The 24,673-nt window shown below is 39.2% G+C and carries 21 protein-coding genes and 3 pseudogenes; 8 read left to right on the top strand and 16 right to left on the bottom strand.

Going from position 1 to position 24,673, the window contains the following annotated elements:
• Positions 1–78: 78 nt before the first annotated feature.
• The 6 genes from IPK31_14905 (at position 79) to IPK31_14930 (ending at position 4,642) form a co-directional block, all read left to right on the top strand.
• Entirely contained in the window at positions 79–654 is a 576-nt protein-coding gene (locus tag IPK31_14905) for a hypothetical protein (GenBank protein ID MBK8089120.1), read from the top strand.
• Complete coding sequence (locus IPK31_14910) at positions 651–1,046, top strand: hypothetical protein (GenBank protein MBK8089121.1); 396 nt, start codon at positions 651–653, stop codon at positions 1,044–1,046. Before IPK31_14905 ends, IPK31_14910 begins: the two co-directional genes overlap by 4 nt.
• 102 nt (positions 1,047–1,148) lie before the next feature.
• Positions 1,149–2,375: a DUF1343 domain-containing protein gene (locus tag IPK31_14915; GenBank protein MBK8089122.1), complete on the top strand. Its 1,227-nt coding sequence runs from the start codon at positions 1,149–1,151 to the stop codon at positions 2,373–2,375.
• A gap of 308 nt (positions 2,376–2,683) precedes the next feature.
• Complete coding sequence (locus IPK31_14920) at positions 2,684–3,862, top strand: hypothetical protein (GenBank protein MBK8089123.1); 1,179 nt, start codon at positions 2,684–2,686, stop codon at positions 3,860–3,862.
• A gap of 37 nt (positions 3,863–3,899) precedes the next feature.
• Entirely contained in the window at positions 3,900–4,400 is a 501-nt protein-coding gene (locus tag IPK31_14925; GenBank protein MBK8089124.1) for a hypothetical protein, read from the top strand.
• Between the two features lie 14 nt (positions 4,401–4,414).
• Positions 4,415–4,642 (top strand): gliding motility-associated C-terminal domain-containing protein, encoded by a 228-nt coding sequence (locus IPK31_14930; GenBank protein ID MBK8089125.1) that lies wholly within the window; start codon positions 4,415–4,417, stop codon positions 4,640–4,642.
• 201 nt (positions 4,643–4,843) lie between these two features.
• Here IPK31_14930 and IPK31_14935 read toward each other — a convergent pair whose 3' ends face one another.
• Together IPK31_14935 and IPK31_14940 are read right to left on the bottom strand one after the other, a co-directional pair.
• The gene (locus IPK31_14935; GenBank protein ID MBK8089126.1) at positions 4,844–5,185 is read right to left on the bottom strand and encodes a hypothetical protein; all 342 of its coding nucleotides are present in this window, start codon (positions 5,183–5,185) and stop codon (positions 4,844–4,846) included.
• Entirely contained in the window at positions 5,169–5,609 is a 441-nt protein-coding gene (locus IPK31_14940; GenBank protein ID MBK8089127.1) for a hypothetical protein, read from the bottom strand. Before IPK31_14940 ends, IPK31_14935 begins: the two co-directional genes overlap by 17 nt.
• A 220-nt stretch (positions 5,610–5,829) precedes the next feature.
• Between IPK31_14940 and IPK31_14945 the strand changes: the two genes are divergently transcribed.
• Positions 5,830–6,300: a hypothetical protein gene (locus IPK31_14945; GenBank protein MBK8089128.1), complete on the top strand. Its 471-nt coding sequence runs from the start codon at positions 5,830–5,832 to the stop codon at positions 6,298–6,300.
• 17 nt (positions 6,301–6,317) lie between these two features.
• Here the strand turns inward: IPK31_14945 and IPK31_14950 are convergent, their stop codons facing one another.
• From IPK31_14950 to IPK31_14970, 5 genes and pseudogenes are all read right to left on the bottom strand, one after another.
• The gene (locus tag IPK31_14950) at positions 6,318–6,911 is read right to left on the bottom strand and encodes a 2OG-Fe(II) oxygenase (GenBank protein ID MBK8089129.1); all 594 of its coding nucleotides are present in this window, start codon (positions 6,909–6,911) and stop codon (positions 6,318–6,320) included.
• Positions 6,912–6,963: 52 nt separating this feature from the next.
• Complete coding sequence (locus IPK31_14955) at positions 6,964–7,692, bottom strand: DUF1211 domain-containing protein (GenBank protein MBK8089130.1); 729 nt, start codon at positions 7,690–7,692, stop codon at positions 6,964–6,966.
• 79 nt (positions 7,693–7,771) lie between these two features.
• A complete protein-coding gene (locus IPK31_14960) occupies positions 7,772–8,839 on the bottom strand; it encodes a dipeptide epimerase (GenBank protein ID MBK8089131.1) in 1,068 nt (355 codons plus the stop codon).
• A pseudogene (locus IPK31_14965) lies at positions 8,836–9,897 on the bottom strand (DUF1611 domain-containing protein). The gene IPK31_14960 and the pseudogene IPK31_14965 overlap by 4 nt, the downstream one beginning before the upstream one ends.
• Before the next feature lie 51 nt (positions 9,898–9,948).
• Positions 9,949–12,463: pseudogene (locus tag IPK31_14970) on the bottom strand (serine hydrolase).
• Positions 12,464–12,595: 132 nt separating this feature from the next.
• On the opposite strand from IPK31_14970, the gene IPK31_14975 reads away from it, so the two are divergent.
• A complete protein-coding gene (locus IPK31_14975) occupies positions 12,596–13,411 on the top strand; it encodes a hypothetical protein (GenBank protein MBK8089132.1) in 816 nt (271 codons plus the stop codon).
• Positions 13,412–13,463: 52 nt separating this feature from the next.
• On the opposite strand, the gene IPK31_14980 is transcribed toward IPK31_14975, so the two are convergent.
• From IPK31_14980 to IPK31_15020, 9 genes and pseudogenes are all read right to left on the bottom strand, one after another.
• A complete protein-coding gene (locus tag IPK31_14980; protein MBK8089133.1) occupies positions 13,464–13,760 on the bottom strand; it encodes a chaperone modulator CbpM in 297 nt (98 codons plus the stop codon).
• 10 nt (positions 13,761–13,770) lie between these two features.
• A pseudogene (locus tag IPK31_14985) lies at positions 13,771–14,659 on the bottom strand (J domain-containing protein).
• 81 nt (positions 14,660–14,740) lie between these two features.
• Complete coding sequence (locus IPK31_14990; protein MBK8089134.1) at positions 14,741–17,167, bottom strand: prolyl oligopeptidase family serine peptidase; 2,427 nt, start codon at positions 17,165–17,167, stop codon at positions 14,741–14,743.
• 87 nt (positions 17,168–17,254) lie between these two features.
• Positions 17,255–17,827 carry a pentapeptide repeat-containing protein gene (locus IPK31_14995; protein MBK8089135.1) on the bottom strand — a complete coding sequence of 191 codons (573 nt, stop codon included), beginning with the start codon at positions 17,825–17,827 and terminating at the stop codon, positions 17,255–17,257.
• 93 nt (positions 17,828–17,920) lie between these two features.
• The gene (locus IPK31_15000) at positions 17,921–19,483 is read right to left on the bottom strand and encodes a M20/M25/M40 family metallo-hydrolase (protein ID MBK8089136.1); all 1,563 of its coding nucleotides are present in this window, start codon (positions 19,481–19,483) and stop codon (positions 17,921–17,923) included.
• Positions 19,484–19,642: 159 nt separating this feature from the next.
• A complete protein-coding gene (locus IPK31_15005; protein MBK8089137.1) occupies positions 19,643–21,589 on the bottom strand; it encodes a TonB-dependent receptor in 1,947 nt (648 codons plus the stop codon).
• Positions 21,561–21,854: a hypothetical protein gene (locus IPK31_15010; protein MBK8089138.1), complete on the bottom strand. Its 294-nt coding sequence runs from the start codon at positions 21,852–21,854 to the stop codon at positions 21,561–21,563. The genes IPK31_15005 and IPK31_15010 overlap by 29 nt, the downstream gene beginning before the upstream one ends.
• Before the next feature lie 267 nt (positions 21,855–22,121).
• Positions 22,122–23,807, bottom strand: a complete 1,686-nt coding sequence (locus IPK31_15015) for a B12-binding domain-containing radical SAM protein (GenBank protein MBK8089139.1) — start codon at positions 23,805–23,807, stop codon at positions 22,122–22,124.
• A 54-nt stretch (positions 23,808–23,861) separates the two neighbouring features.
• The gene (locus IPK31_15020) at positions 23,862–24,569 is read right to left on the bottom strand and encodes a hypothetical protein (protein MBK8089140.1); all 708 of its coding nucleotides are present in this window, start codon (positions 24,567–24,569) and stop codon (positions 23,862–23,864) included.
• Positions 24,570–24,673 lie beyond the last annotated feature (104 nt).

The raw sequence follows: 24,673 nt of genomic DNA on the forward strand, positions 1-24,673 counted from the left end.
CAAAAGAGCCTCAATCGGGTAAGAATACTTTGTTTTTTCCTTACCTCTTTTCTATCTTTCCATTGTTAAAATAATTCTATGAAAAGTTTACAGTTGGTTTCTTCTTTGTTTCTTGTTTTTCTTCTGAGTATCAGTTTCAAATCCAATGCACAGGATGCTCCACCCGATACCGTTAGGGTTGGAATTTATATTACCAGTATTCATGATATCGATTTCAAACAAAAGGAATATACAATTACATTCTGGTTGTGGCTTAAGTACAAAAACAGGGATTTTGACTTCGTGAACAATCTTGAAGTACCCCAGGCAAAAAGTGTTGACAAATCCTTTTCTACAATTGACAGCTCAGGTGAACGTGTGTCGATGCAAATGAAACTTCAATGTGTAATGAAAGATTCATGGAGGATTGAGAATTTTCCTTTTGACAGGCAAACACTCAGGCTATCGATTGAAAATTCTCAATTCGATTCAAGTTCACTGATTTTTATTCCAGATACAGTTGGTCAGCATTTTGATAAACGGTTCACATTAAGAGGGTGGACGATTGACAGTTGTATTATATCAAGCAACATTAAAACATATGAAACAGGGTTTGGTGATGAAAGCCTAAAAAACCACAGGCTAAGTACAGTGCTTACCGTACAAGACTGGTGATTACAAGAGATGCCGGTGGTTTATTCTGGAAAATGTTTTTAGGTATGTACATTGCTTTTCTTATTGCCTTTATCTGTTTCTATATTCATGCAGACAGTATGGATTCCCGTTTTGGATTAAGTGTTGGTTCATTGTTTGCAGTAATTGGTAATAAATATATTATTGATTCTTCTCTGCCTGAATCGTCTTCTTTTACATTGGTTGATACTCTGCATGGTATTACACTGTTTTTTATTATGGCAATTATAGCAGCAAATGCCTATTCGCTGAAACTGATAAAAAAGAACAAGGTTGAAAAGGCCGTAAGATTTGATAACCGGATAGCTATACTTGTTTTGTTTGTATATATTCTTTTAAATACTTTCTTTATCTGGCAGGCAGGTAAAGGCTGATGATACAATACCCGGGTGTTATGTAAGTTTAACTGATGTTTTTGTTTAGCGGCAGATCAAGTTTCACAAAACATCAATATTTTAGTTGTTCAAAATTTTTACATGAAAGTTATATACGTACTGATAGCAGGAGTTGCAGGTTTGTTTATGTTTCAATCAATTGCTGTTAAGCAGGACAGGCACTTGATTGAAACAACTAAAAATCAGATCTTCACAGGTGCCGATCAAACCGATAAATATATTTCTTACCTGAAAGATAAGCGTGTTGCTGTGCTGGCTAATCCAACCACTATCATCGGGCAAAAACATTTGGTTGACAGTTTGCTTACCAGAGGTATCAATATTGTGAAAGTATTCGGGCCTGAACATGGTTTCCGTGGAAATGCAAGTGCAGGTGTGAAAGTAAAAGATGAAAAAGATCCCGTAACAGGAGTAAAAGTGATTTCATTATATGGCCCGAAACGCAAACCTTCCAAAGAGGATATGGCCGATGTTGATATTATGATCTTCGATATTCAGGATGTTGGTTGCAGGTTTTATACCTACATCAATGTGCTGAGTCATATCATGGAAGCCTGTGCAGAAAATAATAAGGAACTTCTGATTCTTGACAGACCCAATCCCAATGGATATTTAGTTGACGGCCCTGTGCTGGATATGAAACTGAAATCGGGCATTGGTATGTTTCCAATTCCTGTTGCCCATGGAATGACCATTGCGGAATTTGCTCAAATGATCAACGGAGAGGGATGGTTGCCCGGAAAAATGAAATGCAAACTGAAAATTATCACAGTTGCCAATTACAATCATGATCTGGCTTATACTTTGCCGGTAAAACCTTCTCCCAATTTAAATACGCAGCAAAGTATTATGCTGTATCCTTCAACCTGTTTGTTTGAAGGAACTGCCTTGAATCATGGACGTGGTACTTACTTTCCTTTTACTGTATTCGGCAGCCCATTTTTAAAAGGTAAATTCAGTTTTTCTTATACACCGGTAAGTATTCCCGGTATGAGTGAAACGCCTTTGCATATGAATACAGTTTGTTATGGACTTGACCTCAGGGCTTATGATATCAACAAGCTCCGTAAAGCAAAGCGGATCAATATTCAATGGATGAAAGATCTGTACGCAGCTTTTCCCGCCAAAGAAAAGTTTTTTGACAGGAGCCAGAGTAAGGAGATGGGTGATATTGATAAATTGTCCGGCAGTTCTGATTTCAGGAAGCAAATCATTGCAGGCAAATCAATCAAAGAAATTCAGGATTCCTGGGAACCCGGGTTATCAAAGTATAAAGCCATGCGGAAGAAATACCTGCTGTATCCCTGATTGTATTGCTTTGTGAAACGGTCTGGAAAAACAAAAGAAACATTTAGTAGGGATCTGGATTTTACTGAAAAATAATACAGTCAGGCAGGTTTTGTTGAAGCTGGCTGTTTTCTGAATTAATTAACAGCAATCCGGCAACTCCCGGAATTCCTCAAAAAACACAAAAAATGCCTCTCAGCGGCTTAATCTGGCCGGTTCAACAACTCTTTGTACCGACTCAGTAAATTTGTATATTACAGATAGATAGTTTTGCTTATGTTAGTTTCCGGGAAATTCAGTTGTGTGTGTACAGAAAGCTACAAGTTAATATGAGATTTAATCAACCCTTACAAAATAGAGGATTTTTATTAAGCACCCTTGCTATTTTACTGTCATGTTTTCACACGAATGCACAGGTTTGTCCACCAAACATTGACTTTGAAAAAGGTGATTTTTCAAACTGGACAACCTATACAGGAAATGTATCTGCAGCTACCGGACAAAATCAAATCTTTCTAAGTCCTTCCGGAGGTCCTGTTTTCGATCAGCATGAAATGTTTTCCCGTGCAAACCATACAGGCGTTACAGATTATTATGGCGGGTTTCCTGTATTGTGTCCCAATGGCAGCGGTCATTCAGTTAAGCTTGGTAATAACCAGGGGGGTGCACAGGCCGATGGGTTATCTTATGAGTTTACGATTCCTGCTAACATGAATACCTATTCATTAACCTATCACTATGCGGTTGTATTTCAGGATCCCAGGCATCAGATATATGAACAGCCCAGGCTTGAAATTGAAGTAATGAATACAACCGACAACCAGTTGATCGATTGTTCTTCTTTTACATTTATTCCATTCGGCTCACCATTGCCCGGTTTTTTTATATCACCACAGGGTATTGATACAACTGCTGTATGGTGTAAGGATTGGACTGCTGTTACCATTAATTTAAATGGGAAAGCCGGAAAAACGATCCGTCTTTTTTTTAAGACAGCTGATTGCACATTCAGACGGCATTTTGGGTATGCGTACATTGACGTTAATTCTGAATGCACCGGTGAATTTACAGGTGCAACTTTTTGCCCAAGAGATACAGCTGTAAGTGTTGTGGCGCCTTTCGGTTTTCAATCATATACATGGTTTAACAATGGATTTACACAGGTATTGGGTAGCCAGCAAACGCTCAGGTTGCAGCCGGCACCAGCAGCTGGTTCATTACTGGCAGTTGAAGTAACTCCTTATAATGGATATGGATGTAAAGACACGTTATATGCCCGACTTGTAGATACATTAACAGTGAGGGCACAGGCAGGGCCTGATCTTGTTTACTGTGCGCCTGAGCCTGTATTAATTGGTGAGAATTCCAAGCCGGGTATCCGTTATCAATGGACACCTGCTGCCCGGTTTATCAGATCCAAATATTTCAAATCCATTTGCAAGCCCGTCTGTTACTACAAAATATTATGTAACAGCAACCAGCGGAGGAGGAGGCTGCAGTCATACTGATTCAATTATAGTCACAACTTCTATACCCGACACCACCATGCGGTTTTTCGGGAAGACTGACTTTTGCAGTCAATCATCAGACAGTGCAGTATTGGTATTATCCAATACAAATAAAATTCAATGGTATAGAAATGGAACAGCTTTATCCGGTTTTCAACCTTTCCGGTTCAGAGTAACAGAGTCTGGTACTTATTATGCAGTAGTAACAAACCTGAACGGATGTAATTTGCCAACACGTTCTGTAGTAATTAATATTGAAAATCCGATTCCCGGCATAACTTATCCAATTCAATATACTTTCTTAGATACTCAGTTACCTCTTCAGGCGAGATCGATAGGGGTGTCGGTGTTATGGAGGCCGGCTGTATACCTGGATAAGCCGTTAACCTATAACCCAAATTTCAGTACAAGCAGTGAAACAATCCAGAGATATCTCATCGACTTCATTACAGTTGGCGGATGTTTTACAACAGATACACAGATTGTAAGATCCATTAAAGAAGTAAAAGTATTTGTGCCAACGGCATTTACTCCCTAACAGCGACCAGCTGAATGATCGTTTTTTTTCCCGTAACAATTGGCATTAAAGAAATGTATTCATTCAGTGTAGTAAACCGCTGGGGCCGTGAGGTTTATTCAATGGGTAAAAGCGATACCGACTGGGATGGTACCTATAAAAATATTCAGCAGGAACCCGGTGTATATGTTTGGTATATGAAAGGTGTGGGCATTGACAATAAAATTTATTTCAGAAAAGGTACGGTAACGCTCATACGGTAATTTGCCTGAGTTTAATACAAAGTATAACTTCTTTTCCTTTTCACTCATATATGGTTTTATTATGCTCTGTCTTTAAAAGGGTTGGTGAAAAACTAAAGGGAACTCATGAAATCTAAAGAGGTCCGCTTTAAAGCGGACCTCTTTCTTTGAAGACGATTTTGAAAATATTTTTATATAAAAATTATCAATTTTGAGATACGCTTATTCGTAAATAAGGTATGCTGAGTTAGCACGGAAGGCTGAATGACGTATTTTGAAATTCTTTGTTCCCAGTACATCACGTAATGCTTTTGTTTCGCCGGGCCATTCACGCACATTAATTTCATCAAAACCAATCACTGCACCTTTGGTTAAATAAGGAACAATTTGTTCCAGTGCTGTATAGGTTGGTTTGTAAATATCAAAATCAATATATACCATTGCAATGATGGTTTCCTGTCTGCTTTCAAGATAGGGTCCGAGTGTGAGATTTACATCGCCTTTTACCAGTTCAAACTTGCGGATGTTTGGTAAAGGAGCCAGTTGCTCATGTAAGTAATACATCTTCCAGGAAATTCTCATATTGATCAGGAACACTGTAATCGCCGGTTGACCATTTCTGTACACTGTTTACATCATGCTCTCCAACTTCTGGAAAGCCGCTGAATGTATCAAATGCAATGATCTTGCGGTTATGGTTAAAGGGCTCATATATGCCACGTAAAGAACTTAGGAGAGATAAGTTGGTGCCGTAACGGGTTCCGAATTCAATAATAGAGCCATGTAAGCCAACTATCTGTGTGTACATTTCATTAATAAACAGCATACGGGAGATCAGTCTGCGGTCAATAAACAGACCAACATTGTTCATTAATTCCTCTTTGGGAATGGGAGCCTTGAACATCAGTTCTGCTAAACGGTTCCTGGAGTTGAATTCATTCTCATTCAGGGATTTGATCTGGTCGGCTTCACTCGTGAAATTTTGCATTGAAAAGGGTGTTTGTTGTATTTTGGTTGATTGTTTGTTGAAGATAAATGCCTGTGGGAAACAACGTTATGCCCACAATATAAGAATTTCATGATTTTTTTGGCAGGAAATTTAAAGCCCTATCTCAGGGGAGTTATATTTCTTAGTTGCTTTTCCACAGTATCAAATAATAACTGGGAATCTGTATTTTAGCAGGTAACAGACAGGAAAAATTGATAATATGAAAGCTGCAACAATTAATGAAATTAAACAGGAGCTAAGTAACAGCCCGTCCTCGCAGTTAACTGAACTCTGCCTGCGGCTTGCCCGGTTTAAAAAGGAGAATAAAGAACTGCTGACCTATTTGCTTTTTGAGGCCCATGATACAGCTGACTATATTAAAAGTGTAAAAGAGGAGATGGATTCTCAGTTTGAAGGAATGAACAAAAGCAACGTTTATTTTGTGAAGAAAACTTTGCGGAAGATCATCCGTACTGCCGCTAAATATACCCGGTACAGTGGGCTTGCTACTGTGGAAATTGAACTGTTGATTTATTTCCTGGCAACAATGAAGGGATTGAATATTCCCATTGAGAAAAATCCCGTGCTTACGAATATCTACCAAAACCAACTCAAGAAAGTGAATAAAGCCATTGAAACCCTGCATGAAGATTTGCAGTATGATTATCTGAAAGAAGTAAGAAAATTGTAAGTAACACAGCAGAAACATTACATTCTCTTCAACCAGCCGGTAATGCTCATTCTGCTGCGGTTTGCTTTTGATACTTCATGTTCCATTTCATCGCTTTTAAAGAATACTGCTGTTTGTGCGTGGGGTTCTATTGTTTGAGTTGATTCATTTTGATATACCCGCAATTGTCCGCCATCTTCTTCCAGCCAGTTGTTGTTTAAATAATTGATCAGTGAAAACTTCCGGTTACTGTCGTTTTGAAACTGATCCCTGTGCCGTTTGTAAAAACTGCCTTCTTCATAAACGGCATAATGAAATTCATATCCATTGATGCCGGTATAGCAGGTACTGTTCAGCCGGTCAATAAAATCTTCAGCCAGTTGTAAAAACTCCTGTTCGTATTGATTGTTGTGACTTTTGTCCATCCAGTAAATTTTATCGCTCCGCATTTTCTGATGCTGATCTTTCATTGCTTCATTTCCGATTCCGGCAACGGTCATCATCTTATCGTTTTGCAATTGCAGAATATTTTGCTGCAGACCATCGGAAAGTGACTTTGACATAAAGCCGGGATCAATTCCAATCTTATTATCGAGGTAGCTGTCAATCAGTAAGTCAAACGGGTTGTTCATTTTTTCAGTTAATGAAACAAGGTAGTTCATTTAGCCAGCCTCAACTATTTACTTATTTTCCTGGTTTAATTTTCTTTTTCAGTTGATGATTGAATAACTGCTGGTTGAGGAATAATAGAATGGGTATAGATAAATAACATAAACCTGCAATCCCTTCTGCTCCTGACCATGCCAGGATAATTGCTGATATCCCAATCAAGGCATTCCATAATGCACCTCTTTTTTCTTTCCTGGTGAAAAGTATTTCATATTGATTTAACTCGAGTTTACTGGAGAAATGCAAAGCTCTTTTGTACAGGAGGAAAATAATCATCCAGATTAAAAAATAACCAATGCTGAATAAAATAATTAACTGAGCAAAATCTTCTGTGTGAAGCACAGCCAGTCCTTTTTCTGCAGCTTTTGGAAAGAGGTCAATACCTGTCCAGCTTGTAAGCAGAACAGAAAACAGGAACTTTAGAGGATAGATATAAAAAAGGATAATAGCGAGGTAGCAAAGGTTCAGAACAATCGTTGGCAAATCATTTAAACCATAGCGGCGGAAATACATATACTGCTGGTACCAGAAGAAATATAATTGCAACAGTTGCAAAAATGGAAGGGCGCCCTGTACAATTATTTTTAATTCTTCAAAAGTTTGCGGCACTTCCAGTGAAGCAACCAATAAGGAAACAGAGAAAGCAAATACAGCATCACTCAATGCTTCTATTCTTACTATTTCAATACTTCTGTGACGGAAAGGTTCACGGTTGAGCGGGTCAAATATTTTTTTCCGGAGCATAACGGTTCAATAAGCACCGGAAAAGTAAAATCAAAAGTAGTACTGTAAAATGATGATGGTCAGTTTTACTCTTTTGTATTTAGATTCTGTTCAGCCCAAGACCGGGTTGATTGCTGCAGTACATATATCCGTCTCTCAAAATAAATCCATCTTTCACCCAGTCTCTGCTGAGGTCAAAGCTTCCATCGAGATCAAGATATTTTGTATTACTCCAACTGTAAGCCACATGAAGTGCAGCAGTGATACTTGCCATACTTTCATCATTACAACCCCAGAATAAATCAATATTTGCATTGGCAGCAATTGCAGCAATTTTCCTGGCGCTTTTTATACCGCCGCTTTTCATTAGTTTAATATTGAAAATACCAAAGGGCTGAGGAGAGCGGGAGAGAGTTGTTGCTGACTCTGCATCAATCAATGATTCATCAGCAGCTAATAATTTCCTGTCGGCTTCATCTAAGGTTGCCAACTCATGTTCTTTACCAACTGGTAAAGGTTGCTCAATCAGTTCAAGTGAAAGATGCTTTGTTTTATTAATGAACTGTTTCAGTTGAGGCAAATCATAACCCTGGTTGGCATCAACACGGATCAGCATTCTGTTGCCAAACAATTCATTGAGTTTTGTAACCCGTTCAATATCTTCTTCTACATTCAATCCTGTTTTGATCTTGATGATCCTGAAACCGGCTGCATAATTTTCTTTTGCTTCTGCAAGTATGGCAGCGGTTTCTTTTATACCAATGGTGATGGATGTCGGGAGTGCATCAATCTTTCGTCCATATAAATCTACAACAGGAATTCCTTTCAACTGACAATACGCATCATGCAATGCAAGATCAATGGCTGCGACTGTGCCGGGCAGATGCGGGAAGTGGGTGACAGCTTCATCAATGAGTTGATTGAAGTCATTGATATCTTTTCCAGCCATCTGCTGCACAAAATCTGTTTGCAGATTCCTTAATGTATCTGCGGGTGACTCTCCAACTACTTCAGTAAATGGATTGGAAGCTCCGATTCCAGTAATGCCATTCTCTAATATAATTTCAAGAAAAATAATCTCTGTATCATCAATTACTTTGTAAGCAATGGTATATGGTTTGGTTAAAGGCAATTGCTGCAACCATACATTGATTGATTTAATTTTCATACAGGTTGTTTAAGCAGCGATTGAATAACTGGAATAATTTTTTCCACTCCCTGTTGCAATGGTAATAAAACAGGGATGTATAACTCTGCTTCATATTCTTTCTGAAATTGGAAAGCTTCTTCCAAACTGCATTGTTCAGTATTTAACGCAACAGCAATTACATTAGATCCGTACATTTTTATCAATTCAATTTCTGAAGCAACAGAATGAATGGCTCCCCACTCAGCTAAATGTTCATAATGTTTTCGCTTTGGTGCATGCACAAGAATAACATGTTTTGCATTACCTGACACCAGCATTTCAGCACCGCATGGCCCGCTGGGATTACGTAAGGCTGACTGTCCTTCGATTAATAACACATCAGCATTGGTTTCTTTCCAGCAGGAAACAATTGTATGTTCCAGTTCACCCGAAATAAAATCGTTCAGCGTTGAATCAAAAATAAAACCATATTGTCCGCCCTGTAACCAGCCTGTTTGGCCGGTATAGATCATCTGCGCATTGATCTTTGCATCAGCACAAGCCTGTTTCACCATACGGCAGGTTGTTCGTTTGCCCAATGCACAATCGGTGCCGATGACTGCAATGATGGGTGCTTTCACAGAATAGATTTCTGCATTCCAGAAATGCAAATCCTTTCTGTTTTTGGTTTGCGTACATCAATCAATTCAACATTGTACTCTTTTGCCAATGCTGCAAGCGAGGGATATTTGATAAGAAATCATGCAGGCCATTCACCAATGAAATATTTTCCTGATGCATGCTTCCAATACAGGAATAAAATGTGCAGGAAGAATTCCGCCAACAGTGGCGATACCAATGATACAATATTTAATATCCTGAATGGATGTGGTTGCTTCCTCAATATTTCCGAGCACAGGAATGCTTCGGTGTTTTCCATCTAATACCTCACCTGCATCTTTCCCTCCATGCAATGAATCAATGATGGCAACAATTTCAAAACGTTCTGTTCCTCTTATGAGTCCGTGAGCTGTTTTGGCATCTGAATCATGCAGCATGCCATCTGTTAATACAATTGCTTTTGGTTTACCTGTCATTTTTATTTGATCGTTTGCTTTTTCTTTCAATAATATCCGGACTGTTTCTAATTACCGTTTAATAAACTCTCCCGGGTATTTCTGTTGTGAAGTTTTGTCTTTATACACCAGCACACCATTCACCCATACTTTTAAAATACCATCTGATAATGCTCTTGGATCTTTAATGCTTGCATTATCTTTTACTGTTGCAGGATCTATCAAAACAAGATCAGCAAAATATCCCGGCGCAATAATACCACGATTTTTAATTCCTGTATGTTCTGCTGCCAAACCGGTCATTTTATAAATGGCTTCTTCCCAGCTCATGATCTTTTTCTCTTTTACATAGTGGCTCAGTACCCTGGTAAAACTTCCATATCCTCTTGGGTGACCACCATTGGCACCATCTGAACAGATATTGGTATGATTCCAATTTAAAAATGTTATGATATCATCCTCTGTCATTGATTTGCCCATGATGGTTTCAATACCACCCGCATCGGGATGTTGCTGACCATATGTTTCTGCAGCGGCAACTAAATATAAAAGTGTTTGTGCAGGCGTTTCATTCCGTAAACGGGCAATAGCCGCAACAGTCTTTCCTTTGTAAGTTGTATCGGGTGCAAAACGAACGAGCACCGAACCTTCTGCATCAAACAAATGTTCTGTTGCATAGGTGGCACCCAGTAAACTTTTTGAAATCTTTTTAGGAAATAAAACACGCAGCGTACTGTTCCAGAAATCATAAGGGTAGCAATCTGCTGTTATATCAATCCCCTCAGCTCTTGCTCTCTGTAAAGTTGCCAGTAAGGATGCCGCTGTTCCCCAATCATCTTTCAGTGCAATTTTAATATGCGAAATCTGCACAGGAATTTTTGCCTGTCTGCCAATTTCTATGATTTCATTGATGGCATCAGCCATGCTGATATCTTCACTTCTGATATGACTGATGTATTTTCCTTTGTGTGCCGCTGTTATTTTAGCCAGTTCAATTACTTCATACATGTTACTGTAAAAAGCTCCTTCATATTCTAAACCGGTAGAAAGTCCAAGTGAACCTTTCTGCAAATCTTCACGCAGTAATTGTTTTATCTTTTCCAGTTCTTGTTTTGTTGCAGGACGGTTGAGTTGATTTTCACCCATCACTTTTTCCCTGATAGAAGTATGACCGGTGTAAGTTGCAATGTTAATGGCAGCGGGAATTCTTTTCAATTGTGCAATCATGCTGTCAACAGGATCGCCGCCGCCATCCTGTCCTGCAACAATAGTTGTAATGCCCTGGTTCAATGCGGCCAGTGCCTCCGGATATTTATCTAAGTAACCGGCAAGGTGACTGTGACTGTCAATAAAACCCGGCGCAAGAATCTTTCCTTCTCCATCAATAACCGTTTCGTCTGTAAACGGAGTGAGATTACCAACAGCAATGATTCGCTTGCCCTGTATTCTTACAGAAGCATTTTTGCAGCACTGCCCGTTCCGTCAATCAACTGTATATTTTTTATAAGAACAGTTGGAGTTATATCTAATGATCCTCCCTGTATGAAGTTTTTTGTAATACGGTTTGCAGTGCCATTACTTCCGCTGCTCAATGAAATAATGGTGCGTTTATTTTTTACATCACGGTAAATGAGATTAATAAAACCAACCCATCCACCTGTGTGTGAGTATTGCTGTTCTTTTTCATTGTCAAGAAACCAGCCAAAGCCATACGGATAAGTTGTGCCATCTTTTAATACAACCGGCTTAAAAGCCTGCGCCATGGTTTCTTTCTTTACCAGCTTTTCTGTAGTTAAGCTTTGTTCCCATTTAAACAGATCTTCAACAGATGAATAAATATTTCCATCGCCAACAACACCATCAAACGGCGTAAGATCGCTGAGCTTTCTTTTTTCACCTGTTTCTTCAAAGCCGTACACATGATTTGCCGGAACAGATGACATCAGCACATGGTACACATAGGTATCTTTCAGTTTAAGCGGTTCAGTAATATTTTTTCTGATGAATACATCAATAGGTTCTTTTGTGATCCGCTCAATAACACTTACCAGTAACACATAATTGGTATTACAGTAATTCCATTTTGTTCCGGTAGCAAAATCAAGGTTTGGCTTACGGGTAGAAAAAGAGTGATCATTTTCTCATTCGTCAATGTATCAAGCGGTGATTTGTATTGCTGAAACAGAGCAAAGTATTCAGGAATGCCGGATGTATGTGTCATCAGGTTCCGGACTGTTATTCCTTCGTAAGGAAGTTCAGGAATGTATTTCCGGCAGTCATCATCAAATTGCAGCAGTCCTTTTTCTTTTAGGATCATGATGCCCATGCAGATAAACTGCTTGGTCACAGATGCAAGGTTGAAAGAAGAGGTGGTGGTTAAAGGCTGGCTGGTTCTGTAATCACTTACTCCAAATGCTTTTTTATAAACGACTTTACCATTTTCAGCATAAAGTACGGTGCCATTAAAACGGTTGGTTTGATGAAGTTTGGTTAAAGCTGAATCTAAGCTTTTTGTGCTGGCAGGCGTTTGTGCTTTCAGTAAGCTGAAGGAAATCAGGAAAAAGAAGAGAATGATTAAATTTCTCATGTATGCAGGTTTGCGCTAAAGATAATGAGAAGCGGAGAAAGTTGTTTCAATGTTCTGAATCAGCTGACCCTATGACCCGCCTCATTTGAATCCGTCTGTAAGGATTGTATCTTTTACACAAACTGATTTAACATGAAATACACGTGTACGAATTGGAAGAAATCTGTTTACCAGCTAATGTTTACCGGGATGATTGCCATTTTCAGCTCCTGTGACTCGTACAATTTTTCAGCACCGCAACCGGTTGATAAAGCGAATATCTATGAGTTTCCAAAAGAGTTAAGGGGTAAATGGTCTGTAAAGGATGAGAGTGATGGCCAGTTTTATTTTTTTAATAAAAAATATGTTTTACTGGTTTTCAGCGATACAGATAAAATTGTTAATGGTGCTTGGCCGAAGATGGATGCAACAGGGAAGGCGATTTATGTAACGGGTTCTTACAACAGTGCTGAAACAATTACATACGACAGTTTGAAAAATCCTGTTGATACGGTAACCAATTACCTGTTTCGTAACGGGCACGTGTATGAAATAGCTGACAGGAAGTTTTTGAAGAAACCCTATCCCTTTGTAATGGATAAAGACACGGTTGTTGTTGTAAAAACAGATACTATCTGCATTGATCTTGGGCAGAATGCTTTTCTCCGCCAGCTGAACCGAACTACTTATGTTCTGAATATCCGTAACAATATTCTTGGCGAAGATGCTTCAGACTACAGTAACTGGTGGCGCTTAATTATCCTGGAACGAAAGAGTGATCAAACGTATAATTTATGGGAATGCACATCTAAAACAGAAAATCTTCCCTGCCATTTTTTTGCTGGGAATTCAAAAAGCAATATTTTTTATTTTGATTGTCAATGGACATCAGCAGAGGTTCAGCGTATGATGAAGGAAGGATATTTTGAAGTCAGCAGTGAAATCAGTAAGGAGAAAATTGAAAAGTAGAAAAGGAATTCCCCCTGCGCTGACAGTTTTGTAAACTGTTTATTTCAGCAGGTCATTCATTTTCATATAAGCTTAACCTGTTTGAAAGATGAACAATCTTCTGCTGCATTTCATTCATGCGTTGTAACAGATAAGTGATGGTTTCAATGCCTTCCAGGTTTATATCAAGCTCATAATATAAACGTATCAGCTTTTCCAGGTTATGTAACTGATTAACGGGTACATATGTTTTTTCTTCAACAGTGCTGACCTCTATCAACCCCGATTCTTTTAAGGAATAGATAAACGACGTTTCAATATTGTGATGAATACAAAACTCTTCGGCGGGGATCATTTCTTCTGTTTGCATACAAATAGATTTAATGAAGGTTACGCAATTCAGTAAACAGCTTTTTCTGCTGATCAGTAAGATTGGTTGGTAGTTTTACATCATAGGTTACATAGAGGTCACCGGCTTCTCCTTCTTTTTTATACACAGGAACTCCTTTTCCTTTCAATCTTATTTTCGTTCCGTTCTGTGTTTCAGGATTCACTTTTAATTTTACTTTCCCTTTCAGTGTTTCAAATTGTTGTGTCTCCACCAAGTAATGCGGTGTACAGATCAATTACAGTGGTCATATACAGGTCATTGCCCGAACGTTTAAACTGAGGATGTGGAGTAATAGAAAATGTGATGAACAGATCGCCGTTTGGTCCGCCATTAACTCCCGGGGCACCATATCCTTTCAATTTAATTACCTGTCCGTTTTCAATTCCTGCAGGAATGGTGATGCGGATATTTTTCCCATTCACCGCCAATGTTTGCTGTTTTGTTTCCATCACATCCGCTAAACTTAACTTCAGCTCGGCATTAAAATCCTGCCCCCTGAATTTTGTTTGCCTGCTTCTGCTGCCACCACCACCGCCAAACATTGATTCAAAGAAACTGGAGAAATCGCTGTCGTCGCCACCATCAAACTGCTGATCACCCCTGAACTGTGAATGGCGTTGTTGTGATTGACGCTGCTGTTCAAATTGTTCAGCATGCTGCCAGTCTTTTCCGTACTGGTCATACTTTTTCCTTTTTACAGGATCGCTCAGCACTTCGTTGGCTTCATTAATCTGTTGAAATTTATGGTGAGCTTCTTTATTGTTGGGGTTCAGATCGGGGTGGAGCTTGCGGGCTAATTTGCGGTATGCTTTCTTTATTTCTTCATCCGTTGCCTTTTGATCAATCCCTAACACTTTATAGTAATCGATGAAATCCATGGAACTGACTTTACTGTTGTATAAAGGTACGGCGCATTACACAGAAGTAATGCGCCGTTTTAAAAGATATCTGAAGTGATTTTATTTCTTCAACACCCGTTCAAATAATTTGAAAATTCGTTTATACTCATCTGTCCAACTGCTGGGTTCTACAAATCCATGATCTTCCATTGGGTAAGGAGCCAGTTCCCAATTGTCTTTTCCCAATTCAATTAAACGTTGCGATAATTTCACGGCATCCTGGAAATGAACATTCACATCCACCATGCCATGGCAAATGAGCAGATCACCTTTTAAACCTTCAGCAAAATAGTAAGGTGAACTTCTTCTGTAAGCAATACTGTCAGTAAACGGTTCATTTAAAATATTTGATGTGTAGCCATGATTGTATTGTGCCCAGTCAGTAACAGGACGAAGAGCAGCACCTGCTGCAAATACATCCGGCTTGTTAAACATCGCCATCAATGTAATAAAGCCGCCATAAGATCCGCCGTACAATCCGATATGCTGCGGATTAACTCCATAAGTTTTCACTAAGTAATTAACAGCATCCACATGATCACTTAAATCTTTACCGCCCATATAACGGTAAATACCTGTTCTCCAGTCACGGCCATAACCTGCACTGCCACGGTAATCAATATCCATTACATAGTAGCCGTTATCGGCCAGCATGTTGTTGAACATGTATTCCCTGAAATAACTGCTCCACCATTTATGTGCATTCTGTAAATAACCTGCGCCATGCACAAATAATACCGCCGGTTTATTCGGATGCGGATTCGCCGGTTTGTAAATTCTTGCATATACCTGTGCGCCATCAGCTGCAGTAAACGTAATCACTTCAGGATCTTTCCATGCATACGATTTGAATTCTTCACTCTGCGCTTTACTGGTGATCTGTTCAATCTTTCCACCGGGTTTATTTTCCTGTAGATAAAGCTCCCATGGTTTGTTTGAATAAGAATACAGAATGCCGATATATTTTTCATCGGGTGAAACAGTTACCTGGTTGGCACCTGTCATGGTAGTAATGCGTTCCTTCTTTCCATCAGCAATCGATAAACGGTAGAACTGCTGTTCACCGGGATGTACTTCATTTGTTGTGATGTAAAAGAATTTTTTATCACGGCTCAATTGTGTTTGCTGCACTTCATAGTTCCCAACTGTTAATGCTTTCTTTTCTTTTGTTGTTACATTGATGGTATAGAGATGAGCATAACCTGTTGCTTCCGATTGAAACCAGACGGTGCTTTCATCAATCCATCCGGTGTTGCGTCCAAAGCCAATGCCAGGTCCGCCAATCCATGCTTCATCTCTCTGTCTGTCTAATAAACTCATGGCTGTTCCGTTCCACAACATCAGCCATCGGTCTTTGTTATCCTGTGAACGGATTTCAATCACTGCATTACTTCCTTTTGGCGACCATACAATCGATGAAAAATTGACAGCACGGTTTGCAGGATTTTTTGAACGCTGTTCCAATTGTTTGGGATAATCTTTTACATAATCAGGTAAATCTTTAATACCCGGTAAAGAATCTGTTTTGATTGTAATCACTGAATCTTTTTCCCTGTCGTAGAAATAGAATTCAGAACTTCCCTGTGCTGCACCCACTTTTGTACGGGCAGGAATATCAGTAGTAAATCCTGACTCCGTTACAAAACTTGGAACAATGGTTGTTTTGGCATTTGTTACTGCTTTGAATAAACGGTAGCTGATAAAGCGTCCATCGGGACTGATGCTTAAACCCTGTAAAAATTTATCTTCAATATTAATTGACCGCAGTTCTTTTGGTTTGGGGATTGATTTATTGTAAGCATCTGTTTTTTCTCTCTTCTCTTTTCTTGAACGTAATACTTCAAAATAACGCAGCTGATCATTCTTCAGCCAGTCTTCCTGCTGATTAGCTGAACCTCCGGCTGTGTTTGTTCTTCCTCCTGCTCCCGCATTTCCACCTCTTCCCTGGAAAGCAGCAGGAGCAGGTGCTGCATCACCAGTTCTAAGGTTGGTGAGCTGCATAGTTTCACCGGTTGCAATATCCCAGGCATATAAATTCTGACTGCGGTTGTACACAATCTTTGTTTCATTAAATGAAAACTGCGGATTCATTTCCGCATCGGTTGTTTGTGTAATACGTTTTGTTTTTCCTGTTTTTGTTTCTGTATAAAACACATCTCCATCTTTACTGTACACAAAAGCAGAGCGGGAAAGATTATAAACAAAGTTGCCGCTGAAGTTGATATCCTGTTTTTGAGCAACAGTTGCTTTTGCCGGTACTTTATTGCTGAGTGTAATAAAGTAAGTTGAATCAGCAAGATTGTTTTCCGGGTTCCAGCTGAAATAAAGCTGCTGCCCGTCGTTACTCCATTGCAGGTTAGAAGGGGATGTGCCCATCCAGCGTGGATCACGCATTATCTTTTCAACAGTCAGCTTACCTAATTGTTGCTGGGCCGAAGCCTGGGAAAATAATAGTAAGAAGAACAGGGAAATAATTGATCTGATCATAGCAGTGGTTTAAGACCTTAAATATATTGATTAACCGATACTGACAGCGGCCACCGGTAAATAAAATGATGAGTGGAACAGGTTTTCTTATTCGATGGAGATATTGTATTGATCCAGCAGACCGGTTACATTGTGCAGTGAAAATTTTGCTTTACTGATTTTGTTTGTTTCAGGGTGGATGGAGAAATTAACCGAAGTACGGAAGTCTGCATTCTCCAGGATGGTTCTGTTAAACACTGCTTTCTGCAGGTCGCAATTGCTGAAGACTGCATTGGTTAAATCAGCTTCTGCAAATTCAGTTTCTGCCAGCTTGCAGTTTATGAAATTCGTGGTCTTCAGTTTTTGTTTATAGAACGAAGAAAAATTCAGCACACAATCTTCAAAAGAAAAGGAGAGGAGAAAGCTGTTGCATTCATCAAAGCGGAGACCAAGTAATTTACAGTGTTTGAACTGCACATCCCTGAAGGTGGTGTTTCTTAATTCAGCCATGCTCAAATCACAACGGTCAAATATGCAATCGGCAAAAACGATATTCGCTAAATCAGTTTTAGTGAAAACACAATTTGTAAACCTGCAGTTTTCATAGTCAGCTTTTAGAAAGTGCTCAGTTGTATAATTCTTTCCTTCAAATAATTCGTCTTCAAAATAATCTTTAGTCATGGGTATTTCTTAAGAATTGCAAAGTAGTTTTTTATTTGTTTTATAAAATAAAAAAGGGTTCGGCTATGCCGGAACCCTTTCAAAATATTATTCTTAATTACCTGCAGGCTTCGGCATTTCTTTTCTTGGTAATTTTTCGTCACGCTGTGCTGTGTTGTAAACAAAAGATGCAACGATGATGGCCATTTGTTTCAGATCATCTGCAATAAGATGATCATAATTATCCATGGTTGTATGATGTGTACGTGTATTGTAATCAATATCATCCTGTATAAACTGAAAACCCGGAATTCCCAATTCATTAAAAGAAATATGATCTGTACCCCCGGTATTCTGTAATGTAGTTGTAGTGGCTCCCATACTGCTGAATGGCTCCAGCCATTTTCCAAAAATGGTTTGAACAGCTGTGTTGCCTTCTAAATAAACACCTCTTATTTTTCCGGTACCATTATCAATATTGTAATAGGCAGATATTTTCGATTGCTGCGGTAATACTGATTTTGTTGTTCGGTCTCCCACATTGTTTTTGATCCATCCTCTTGAACCGAGCAGGCCCTGTTCTTCGCCACTCCATAATGCAATACGGATGGTACGTTTTGGCTGAAGATTCAATGCTTTGAAAATCCGCATTACTTCCATCATCACGGCACTGCCCGCTGCATTATCAGTAGCACCGGTTGCACCCTGCCAGCTGTCTAAATGTGCACCAATCATTACAATTTCATCTTTCAGTTTTGGATCAGTTCCTTTTATTTCTCCAATTACATTATAACCTTTTACATCAGTACCAGTAAATTCTGATTGAACATCCAGCTCCATTGTAACAGGAATGCCCTGGTTTACTAAACGGGAAATCGTTTGTATATCTTCATAGGCAACAGAAATTTCAAGCATGGAAGGTTTGCCATTGGTAAAATCAACTCTTGATCCTGCGGGGCCCTGTACAAACACAGTACCATCATGTGCAAGCGGACTTGTTGTTAAAAAAGCAGCTGCACCTTCATCAGTAATGAGTTGTTTAATGAGTGTATTCAAACGCTGCATTCCTGCAAAGCGTCCAAAGTTTGCATTGTTTCCACGACCGCCTGCTGCACCCGGAGGCTGTGGTTTAAACTCTGCCATTTTATTCAGTTCTTCTTCTGTATGTCTTGAAGCATCGGGTTTAAAACTTCTGGTATAAGAATCAGTGCGGTTAATGATTACAATCTTACCTGCGAGTTTTCCTTTGTACTGATCCAGTTCTGTTGAATCTTTTACATTGATCACAATTACTTCTGCTTTCTGTAAACCCTTTGTGCTGCTGGTCCATGTTTTTGGATAAGCAATGATTGGTTTGTAGTAAGGAGCCGTCATAGCGATATAACTTTTCTTCAGCTGCCAGCCCCTGCCAAAATCGCCCCATGGTTCAAGGCCTGCTTTATCAATCCCCCATTTTTTTAATTGATCAATCGCATAATCTGCTGCCTTGAAATAGCCCGGTGAATTAGTTAAACGTGGACCACACATATCAGTAAAGTGAAACGCAATATCCATTACCTTGGAATTATTGGTTCCTTCCTGTATGATTTTGTTGATGATTGCCAGGTCTACTTTTTCTTCCTGGGCTGATGCAGTAATGGTCAATACGACCATCATAAATAGAAGCAGTTTTCTCATGTTGTTATTGTTTATGCTGTGAATGATACCGCCCTGCGGCTTTCGTAAGAACTAAAATACTGATATGATACGAAATGTGAACTGCTTTCTTGGTAACGGCAGTTTTACTTTGTGTACGGCAAGAAAAAGACAGAAGGAAATGATTCTTTATGAAATGCATTATAAGTTATCATCAAACTGCATTTTCTCAGCTGGTTTTTTTGTACTGCTGTTGCCAAACCTGTAACTGATGCCGATATAGAAAACCCTTGCATCCCTGCTGTTAATAACGGTTTGCTGGAGGTAGGCTGTATTTAATGTAACTTTTTGCCGGAGTGTTTTTAATACATCCGACAGGGTTAAAGTAACAGTCAGTTTCTTTTTGAACAGATCCTGTCTTGCTCCCATATTCATAACAAAACTCGGGTAAACTTGTCCCTGCGCTGTTTGCCTCGCTGAACGGTAGTTACAACTCAGTTGTAACTGAGTGTTGGGTGTGAAAGTAAACGTTGAAATAAAATTCGTGCTGAATGTAAAGATTGATTTCTTTTGAGGAATACCCAGATTGGCCGTGTTGATGGTATTATAAAAAATATTGGCACTGAGATTGGCTGAAAAGAATTTAGCTGTATTGGCTGATGCAATCAATTCCAGTCCGGCCGATTGATCATTCGATAAATTTTCACGGGTAGTAAGTAACACCGAATCATTAACCTGTTTTGTGACAGTTGTAAAACCATTGTATTTGTAACGGTAGTAAAGACTTGGTACAAAACTGAAATTTTTTCCCTGCAGCTGATAACCCATTTCAACAGAATGAATATACTCCGGCAATAGTTTAGGGTTACCGGCCCTTAAATTCAACGGATCAATGTATTCCGGAAAAGGATTCATATCGTCTCCATCGGGGCGGTTTACTCTGCGGCTGTAATTTAATTGCAGCTCACCTTTTGTAAGTGCATAAGCAAGGTGAAGGGTAGGATATAGTTGAAAGTAATGATTGTTGATGACAGAATCTTTGGTTCTTAGATTCACTTTTGTTTTTGCCGTTTCTGCACGAAGACCAACTGAAAAACTGAAGGCGTTGTATGTACGCTGATAAGTGCTGTAAAAGGCATGTACTGATTCATTATATAAGAAACGGTTACTCCTGAGCACATTGGGAATAAATTTATTCAGCACTGTATCATAATCTTCTACATAAAAATCAATATCCTGCTGAATAAGCGAACCGGCATAACCTGCTTCCAGTTTGCTTTTTTCTGTCAGGGGATTTACATAGTCAACTGTTACCTGTTGATTATTTTCTACCTGGTTTACCCAGTTATTATCGGGCAGCGATCTTTGGGGAGGGAAGTTGTAAATATTGTTGTAATAATTTTTTTCATCTTCTGCCTGTGAGGAAGCTGTGGCCTCTACTCTTAACTCATGATCTTCCTGTTTGAAATTATGTTGCCAGTAAACTGTTGCATCATTCTCATATTCAGTTGCAGGTGCATGTCTTGTGCGGTTAAACTGACTGGTCAGTTGTTTGTTAGTATCATAATAGAATCGCTGAACCAAATCGTTCCTGGTTAAACTGGATGGAACATAACTTGCAGAAACACCGATGCTGTTTTTTGCATCAATCGTATAATCTAAACCACCTCTCAGAAAATGTGACAGTGGTCTTGCTTTTAATTTACCCCTTTCAGTGTAATAACCCGAAACCTTACCGGTTGAATCATAATAGGTGCGGTTGAGTTCACTGTAACGGTTCCGTTCATCCTGCCGGATATTATAATTGATAAACGAATTCAGTTTAGCTTTTTTGTAATTCAGGTTCACACTTCCGTTACTGCGTTCACGGTTGCCGATATTTCCAACAATGGTTCCGGTAATACCTGATGTTGTATTTTTTTTCAATACAATGTTAATGATGCCTGATGTGCCATCGGGTCTGAATCTTGCAGAAGGATTTGTGATCACTTCAATACGTTCAATTGAACTGGCAGGGATCTGCTGTAATATTTCGGCCCTGTTTTTCCCCATGAGTGGTGATGGCCTTCCATTGATCAGAATCATTACTTCACCCGAGCCACGGAGGCTTACATTTCCTTCAATATCCACTTTCAACCGAAGGAACATTTTTCAGTATATCACTGGCCGAACCTGATTTACTCATTAAATCCTGGCTAACCTGGTATACTTTCCTGTCGATGGAAGTATTGATCATTTGTTTTTTGCCGGAAACAACCACTTCATTTAATTCTGTTGCACGGCTGCTGAGTTCGATGATCCCTAATTGAATATCTGTTTGTTCACCGGTAATGGTTATACGCTTTGTTTCCGGAACAGCATATCCTATATAACTGTATTTGATGATATAAGTACCGGGTAAAATATCTGTCAGTGTGAATTTTCCTTTTTATCTGTGATGGTTCCTTTCACAGAAGAGCTGTCTTTACGTTAAGGAGTGCCACCGAAACAAATTGAATCGGTTGCTGAGAAATCTTATCAACAACAGTTCCATTGATTATTCTGCTGTTCTTTTGCGAAAATAGCGGAGAGATAAAAAAAAGCAAAACTGATAATAGAAAGTACTTCATGTTGCATGATCGGGAATCGCAAAGGTAAGAAGAGGTTGCGGCAAGAAGTGAAGAATCTTGTTCTATGAAATTTATTCTATTCCCTGTAGAAGGATTTGCCGGGCAGAATAAACCACTCTTGGCTTACTTGTACCCGTGTACTCGATTATCAGCACCTGCCGTTCATTCACAATTCTGTTTTCCTTTTCAAATACTGCATAATCAAAATTGATAGGGATCACGGTATACCTGAATTTATGATGCGAAAGATTCAGCTTTTCAAGTAAAGCAAACTTCTCTTTTTTCTCCAGCTCCTGTACAAAAAGAACGGCGGGTTTTATTTTATGCTGCAGATAATAATCAATGGCCATCAGTTGAAGCACAACGGGATCATTGCTGTACTGTTCCTGTATAAAGCCGTGGACAATGGTATAAATATCCATGGAAGAATAGGAGTAGAAACTGCTTCGCTGTTCAAAATATTTACCCAGCTCCAGTAAAAAATCAAATACACTGTGCTGAGCTGTAACATACATTAGTGTTTGTACCAGTCTTTTTTTGTTCCAGTAAATTTCCAATGCATGCTCCAGCTTTACAATATCTGCCAGTTCCTGTTCAGATAAATAATTGCTTTTAATGATCTGGTAAGGTGCCAGTTCATCAAACACATAACCGTAGTTTAAGTATTTATCTCTTACAGGAGTACCTTTTAGAAACTTTAAAAAACCCAGCTGCAGTTCAGGTGCAAAGAGTTTAAACACTTCTTCAAAGCTGTGTTTATTATCGTCCCAGTAATCAAGCGGTAGACCAACAATTAAATCCAAATGCATTTCCACATAATCTTTCAGTTGAAGGATGACCTCTTTTGTTTTTTCAAAACTCTGTTTGCGGCTTACTTCTAAATTAGCTTTCTGGTTTACTGTTTGAATCCCGATTTCAAAACGAAACAATCCTTTAGGCACTTTGTCCTTGATGAACTGGATAATAGCCGGATGAAGTATATCGGCTGTTATTTCAAACTGAAATACATTTTCAGGCTGAGCATGATCTAGTATGAACTGAAAAATTTCCAGTGTAAAATCCTTCTTTACATTAAAAGTTCGGTCAAGGAATTTTATCACCCTTCCATGTGTCATTAAAAACAGCAAATTGCTTTTGATATGTTCCATGGGAAGATAACGAACCCGGTTATCTAAACTGGCTAAACAAAATTCACACTTGTAAGGGCAGCCTCTTGATGTTTCAATATACAATACACGGTTGCGTAAAGTAGTTACATCGTCATTCTGGTAAGGATTGGTACCAGCGTATAATTCTAAATCGAAATTGATGGCATTGCTGTGATATATTAATTCTCCATTTACTTTGGAAGCAATATTGGCAATATTGTTTACCTGCGGATACTGCTGCAGAAATTTGGCAAAAGGTATTTCGCCTTCACCGGTAATAATAAAATCGATGTTGGGCAACTGAATAACATCCTGCCAGTCGTAGGTAACTTCCGGTCCGCCCAGCAAAATCTTTGTATCAGGATTGATTTCTTTAATCAGTCTGGCAACTTCCAGGGTTTGGGTAATATTCCAGATATAACAGCTGAAGCAAACCACTTCAAACTGGCTGCAGTAACTGGCGATGATGAGTTTATCTTCTTTAATGGCAAATTCTTTCCAGGATAAACGGTCATCGGTTTTGTTGAGTTCGTACAGCAGCCGTATAGCCAGGTTCATGTGAATGTACTTGGCGTTGAGGGTGGTTAATAAAATGCTCTGCTGCTGCATAATACTGCAATGGTAATTATTTTATGCAAGCTTTCGAAGATCAGCAGGGATTAATTAAAGCGCAGCAAACTTATCCATCAGTTTTCGCCATGGCTCCCACAAATGAATGTAGTTGAGCAACAGGTTTTGCAGCAAAGCACAAACAAATGCAACAGCATAAGGTATTTGTATTTTCCCACGGCGGTAATCATCGATCAGTAAAAGGATGATGACAAATTCCAGTATATAATAGGATGTGTTGAGTACCGCATCAAAACTTGTAAACACAGGAAACAAACCGAGTAATCTTGCCAATCCCGGAGGTATAAGCACCAGTACAGTAGCTGCCATATAACGGGGATGCAGCTGAATATTTTTCCGGTGAACAATGGCCAGTATATAGAAGATGGTGAACTGGATCATGTAAAAGAAATCAAGAAAGGAAAGTTTGTAGGTAACAAGCGGAGGATAGTTGTCCTGGCTGTTGAGCATGATATAAACCATTCTTAATCCGCCAATGAGCAGCAGTGGTACAAGAACAAATGACATTTTTCCCAGCTTCCTGTGCAGACTTATATTACTGCGGCTGTACAGAAAGGGTTGCACAATCAGCAACAGCAGCCAGAGAGTGGCACTGATACCATGCAGGTGGTGCGACAGGTCTGTTTGCTGAAGTTTACTGAAGAATGATTGAAAGAAGCCTGCAAAGATTACAGCTGCCGCAAGTGTCATCCATAGCCAGGCTTTTGGATATAAACGAACAGTGTTAACTGAATTGGTCATATGCATTTACTTTCTGTCAAGATAGAAAAAAAGGAACAGGAAAGAAATTCAGGGAAGGATTGTTTTTCAGAAACCTCAACAATCAAAGAGTATAGAAGAAGCGT

This window comes from Chitinophagaceae bacterium, assembly GCA_016713085.1.
Lineage (GTDB): Bacteria > Bacteroidota > Bacteroidia > Chitinophagales > Chitinophagaceae > Lacibacter.

Excerpts from the sequence above, each read along its gene's own strand:
- IPK31_14920 (MBK8089123.1), top strand. The coding sequence starts at position 2,684 with ATGAGATTTAATCAACCCTTACAAAATAGAGGATTTTTATTAAGCACC.
- IPK31_15000 (MBK8089136.1), bottom strand. The coding sequence starts at position 19,483 with ATGAGAAAACTGCTTCTATTTATGATGGTCGTATTGACCATTACTGCA.
- IPK31_14975 (MBK8089132.1), top strand. The coding sequence starts at position 12,596 with ATGAAATACACGTGTACGAATTGGAAGAAATCTGTTTACCAGCTAATG.
- IPK31_14980 (MBK8089133.1), bottom strand. The coding sequence starts at position 13,760 with ATGCAAACAGAAGAAATGATCCCCGCCGAAGAGTTTTGTATTCATCAC.
- IPK31_14905 (MBK8089120.1), top strand. The coding sequence starts at position 79 with ATGAAAAGTTTACAGTTGGTTTCTTCTTTGTTTCTTGTTTTTCTTCTG.
- IPK31_14940 (MBK8089127.1), bottom strand. The coding sequence starts at position 5,609 with ATGCAAAATTTCACGAGTGAAGCCGACCAGATCAAATCCCTGAATGAG.
- IPK31_15020 (MBK8089140.1), bottom strand. The coding sequence starts at position 24,569 with ATGACCAATTCAGTTAACACTGTTCGTTTATATCCAAAAGCCTGGCTA.
- IPK31_15015 (MBK8089139.1), bottom strand. The coding sequence starts at position 23,807 with ATGCAGCAGCAGAGCATTTTATTAACCACCCTCAACGCCAAGTACATT.
- IPK31_14960 (MBK8089131.1), bottom strand. The coding sequence starts at position 8,839 with ATGAAAATTAAATCAATCAATGTATGGTTGCAGCAATTGCCTTTAACC.
- IPK31_14990 (MBK8089134.1), bottom strand. The coding sequence starts at position 17,167 with ATGATCAGATCAATTATTTCCCTGTTCTTCTTACTATTATTTTCCCAG.
- IPK31_14950 (MBK8089129.1), bottom strand. The coding sequence starts at position 6,911 with ATGAACAACCCGTTTGACTTACTGATTGACAGCTACCTCGATAATAAG.
- IPK31_14995 (MBK8089135.1), bottom strand. The coding sequence starts at position 17,827 with ATGACTAAAGATTATTTTGAAGACGAATTATTTGAAGGAAAGAATTAT.
- IPK31_14930 (MBK8089125.1), top strand. The coding sequence starts at position 4,415 with ATGATCGTTTTTTTTCCCGTAACAATTGGCATTAAAGAAATGTATTCA.
- IPK31_14945 (MBK8089128.1), top strand. The coding sequence starts at position 5,830 with ATGAAAGCTGCAACAATTAATGAAATTAAACAGGAGCTAAGTAACAGC.
- IPK31_15005 (MBK8089137.1), bottom strand. The coding sequence starts at position 21,589 with ATGTTCCTTCGGTTGAAAGTGGATATTGAAGGAAATGTAAGCCTCCGT.
- IPK31_14935 (MBK8089126.1), bottom strand. The coding sequence starts at position 5,185 with ATGTATTACTTACATGAGCAACTGGCTCCTTTACCAAACATCCGCAAG.
- IPK31_14925 (MBK8089124.1), top strand. The coding sequence starts at position 3,900 with ATGCGGTTTTTCGGGAAGACTGACTTTTGCAGTCAATCATCAGACAGT.
- IPK31_14955 (MBK8089130.1), bottom strand. The coding sequence starts at position 7,692 with ATGCTCCGGAAAAAAATATTTGACCCGCTCAACCGTGAACCTTTCCGT.
- IPK31_14915 (MBK8089122.1), top strand. The coding sequence starts at position 1,149 with ATGAAAGTTATATACGTACTGATAGCAGGAGTTGCAGGTTTGTTTATG.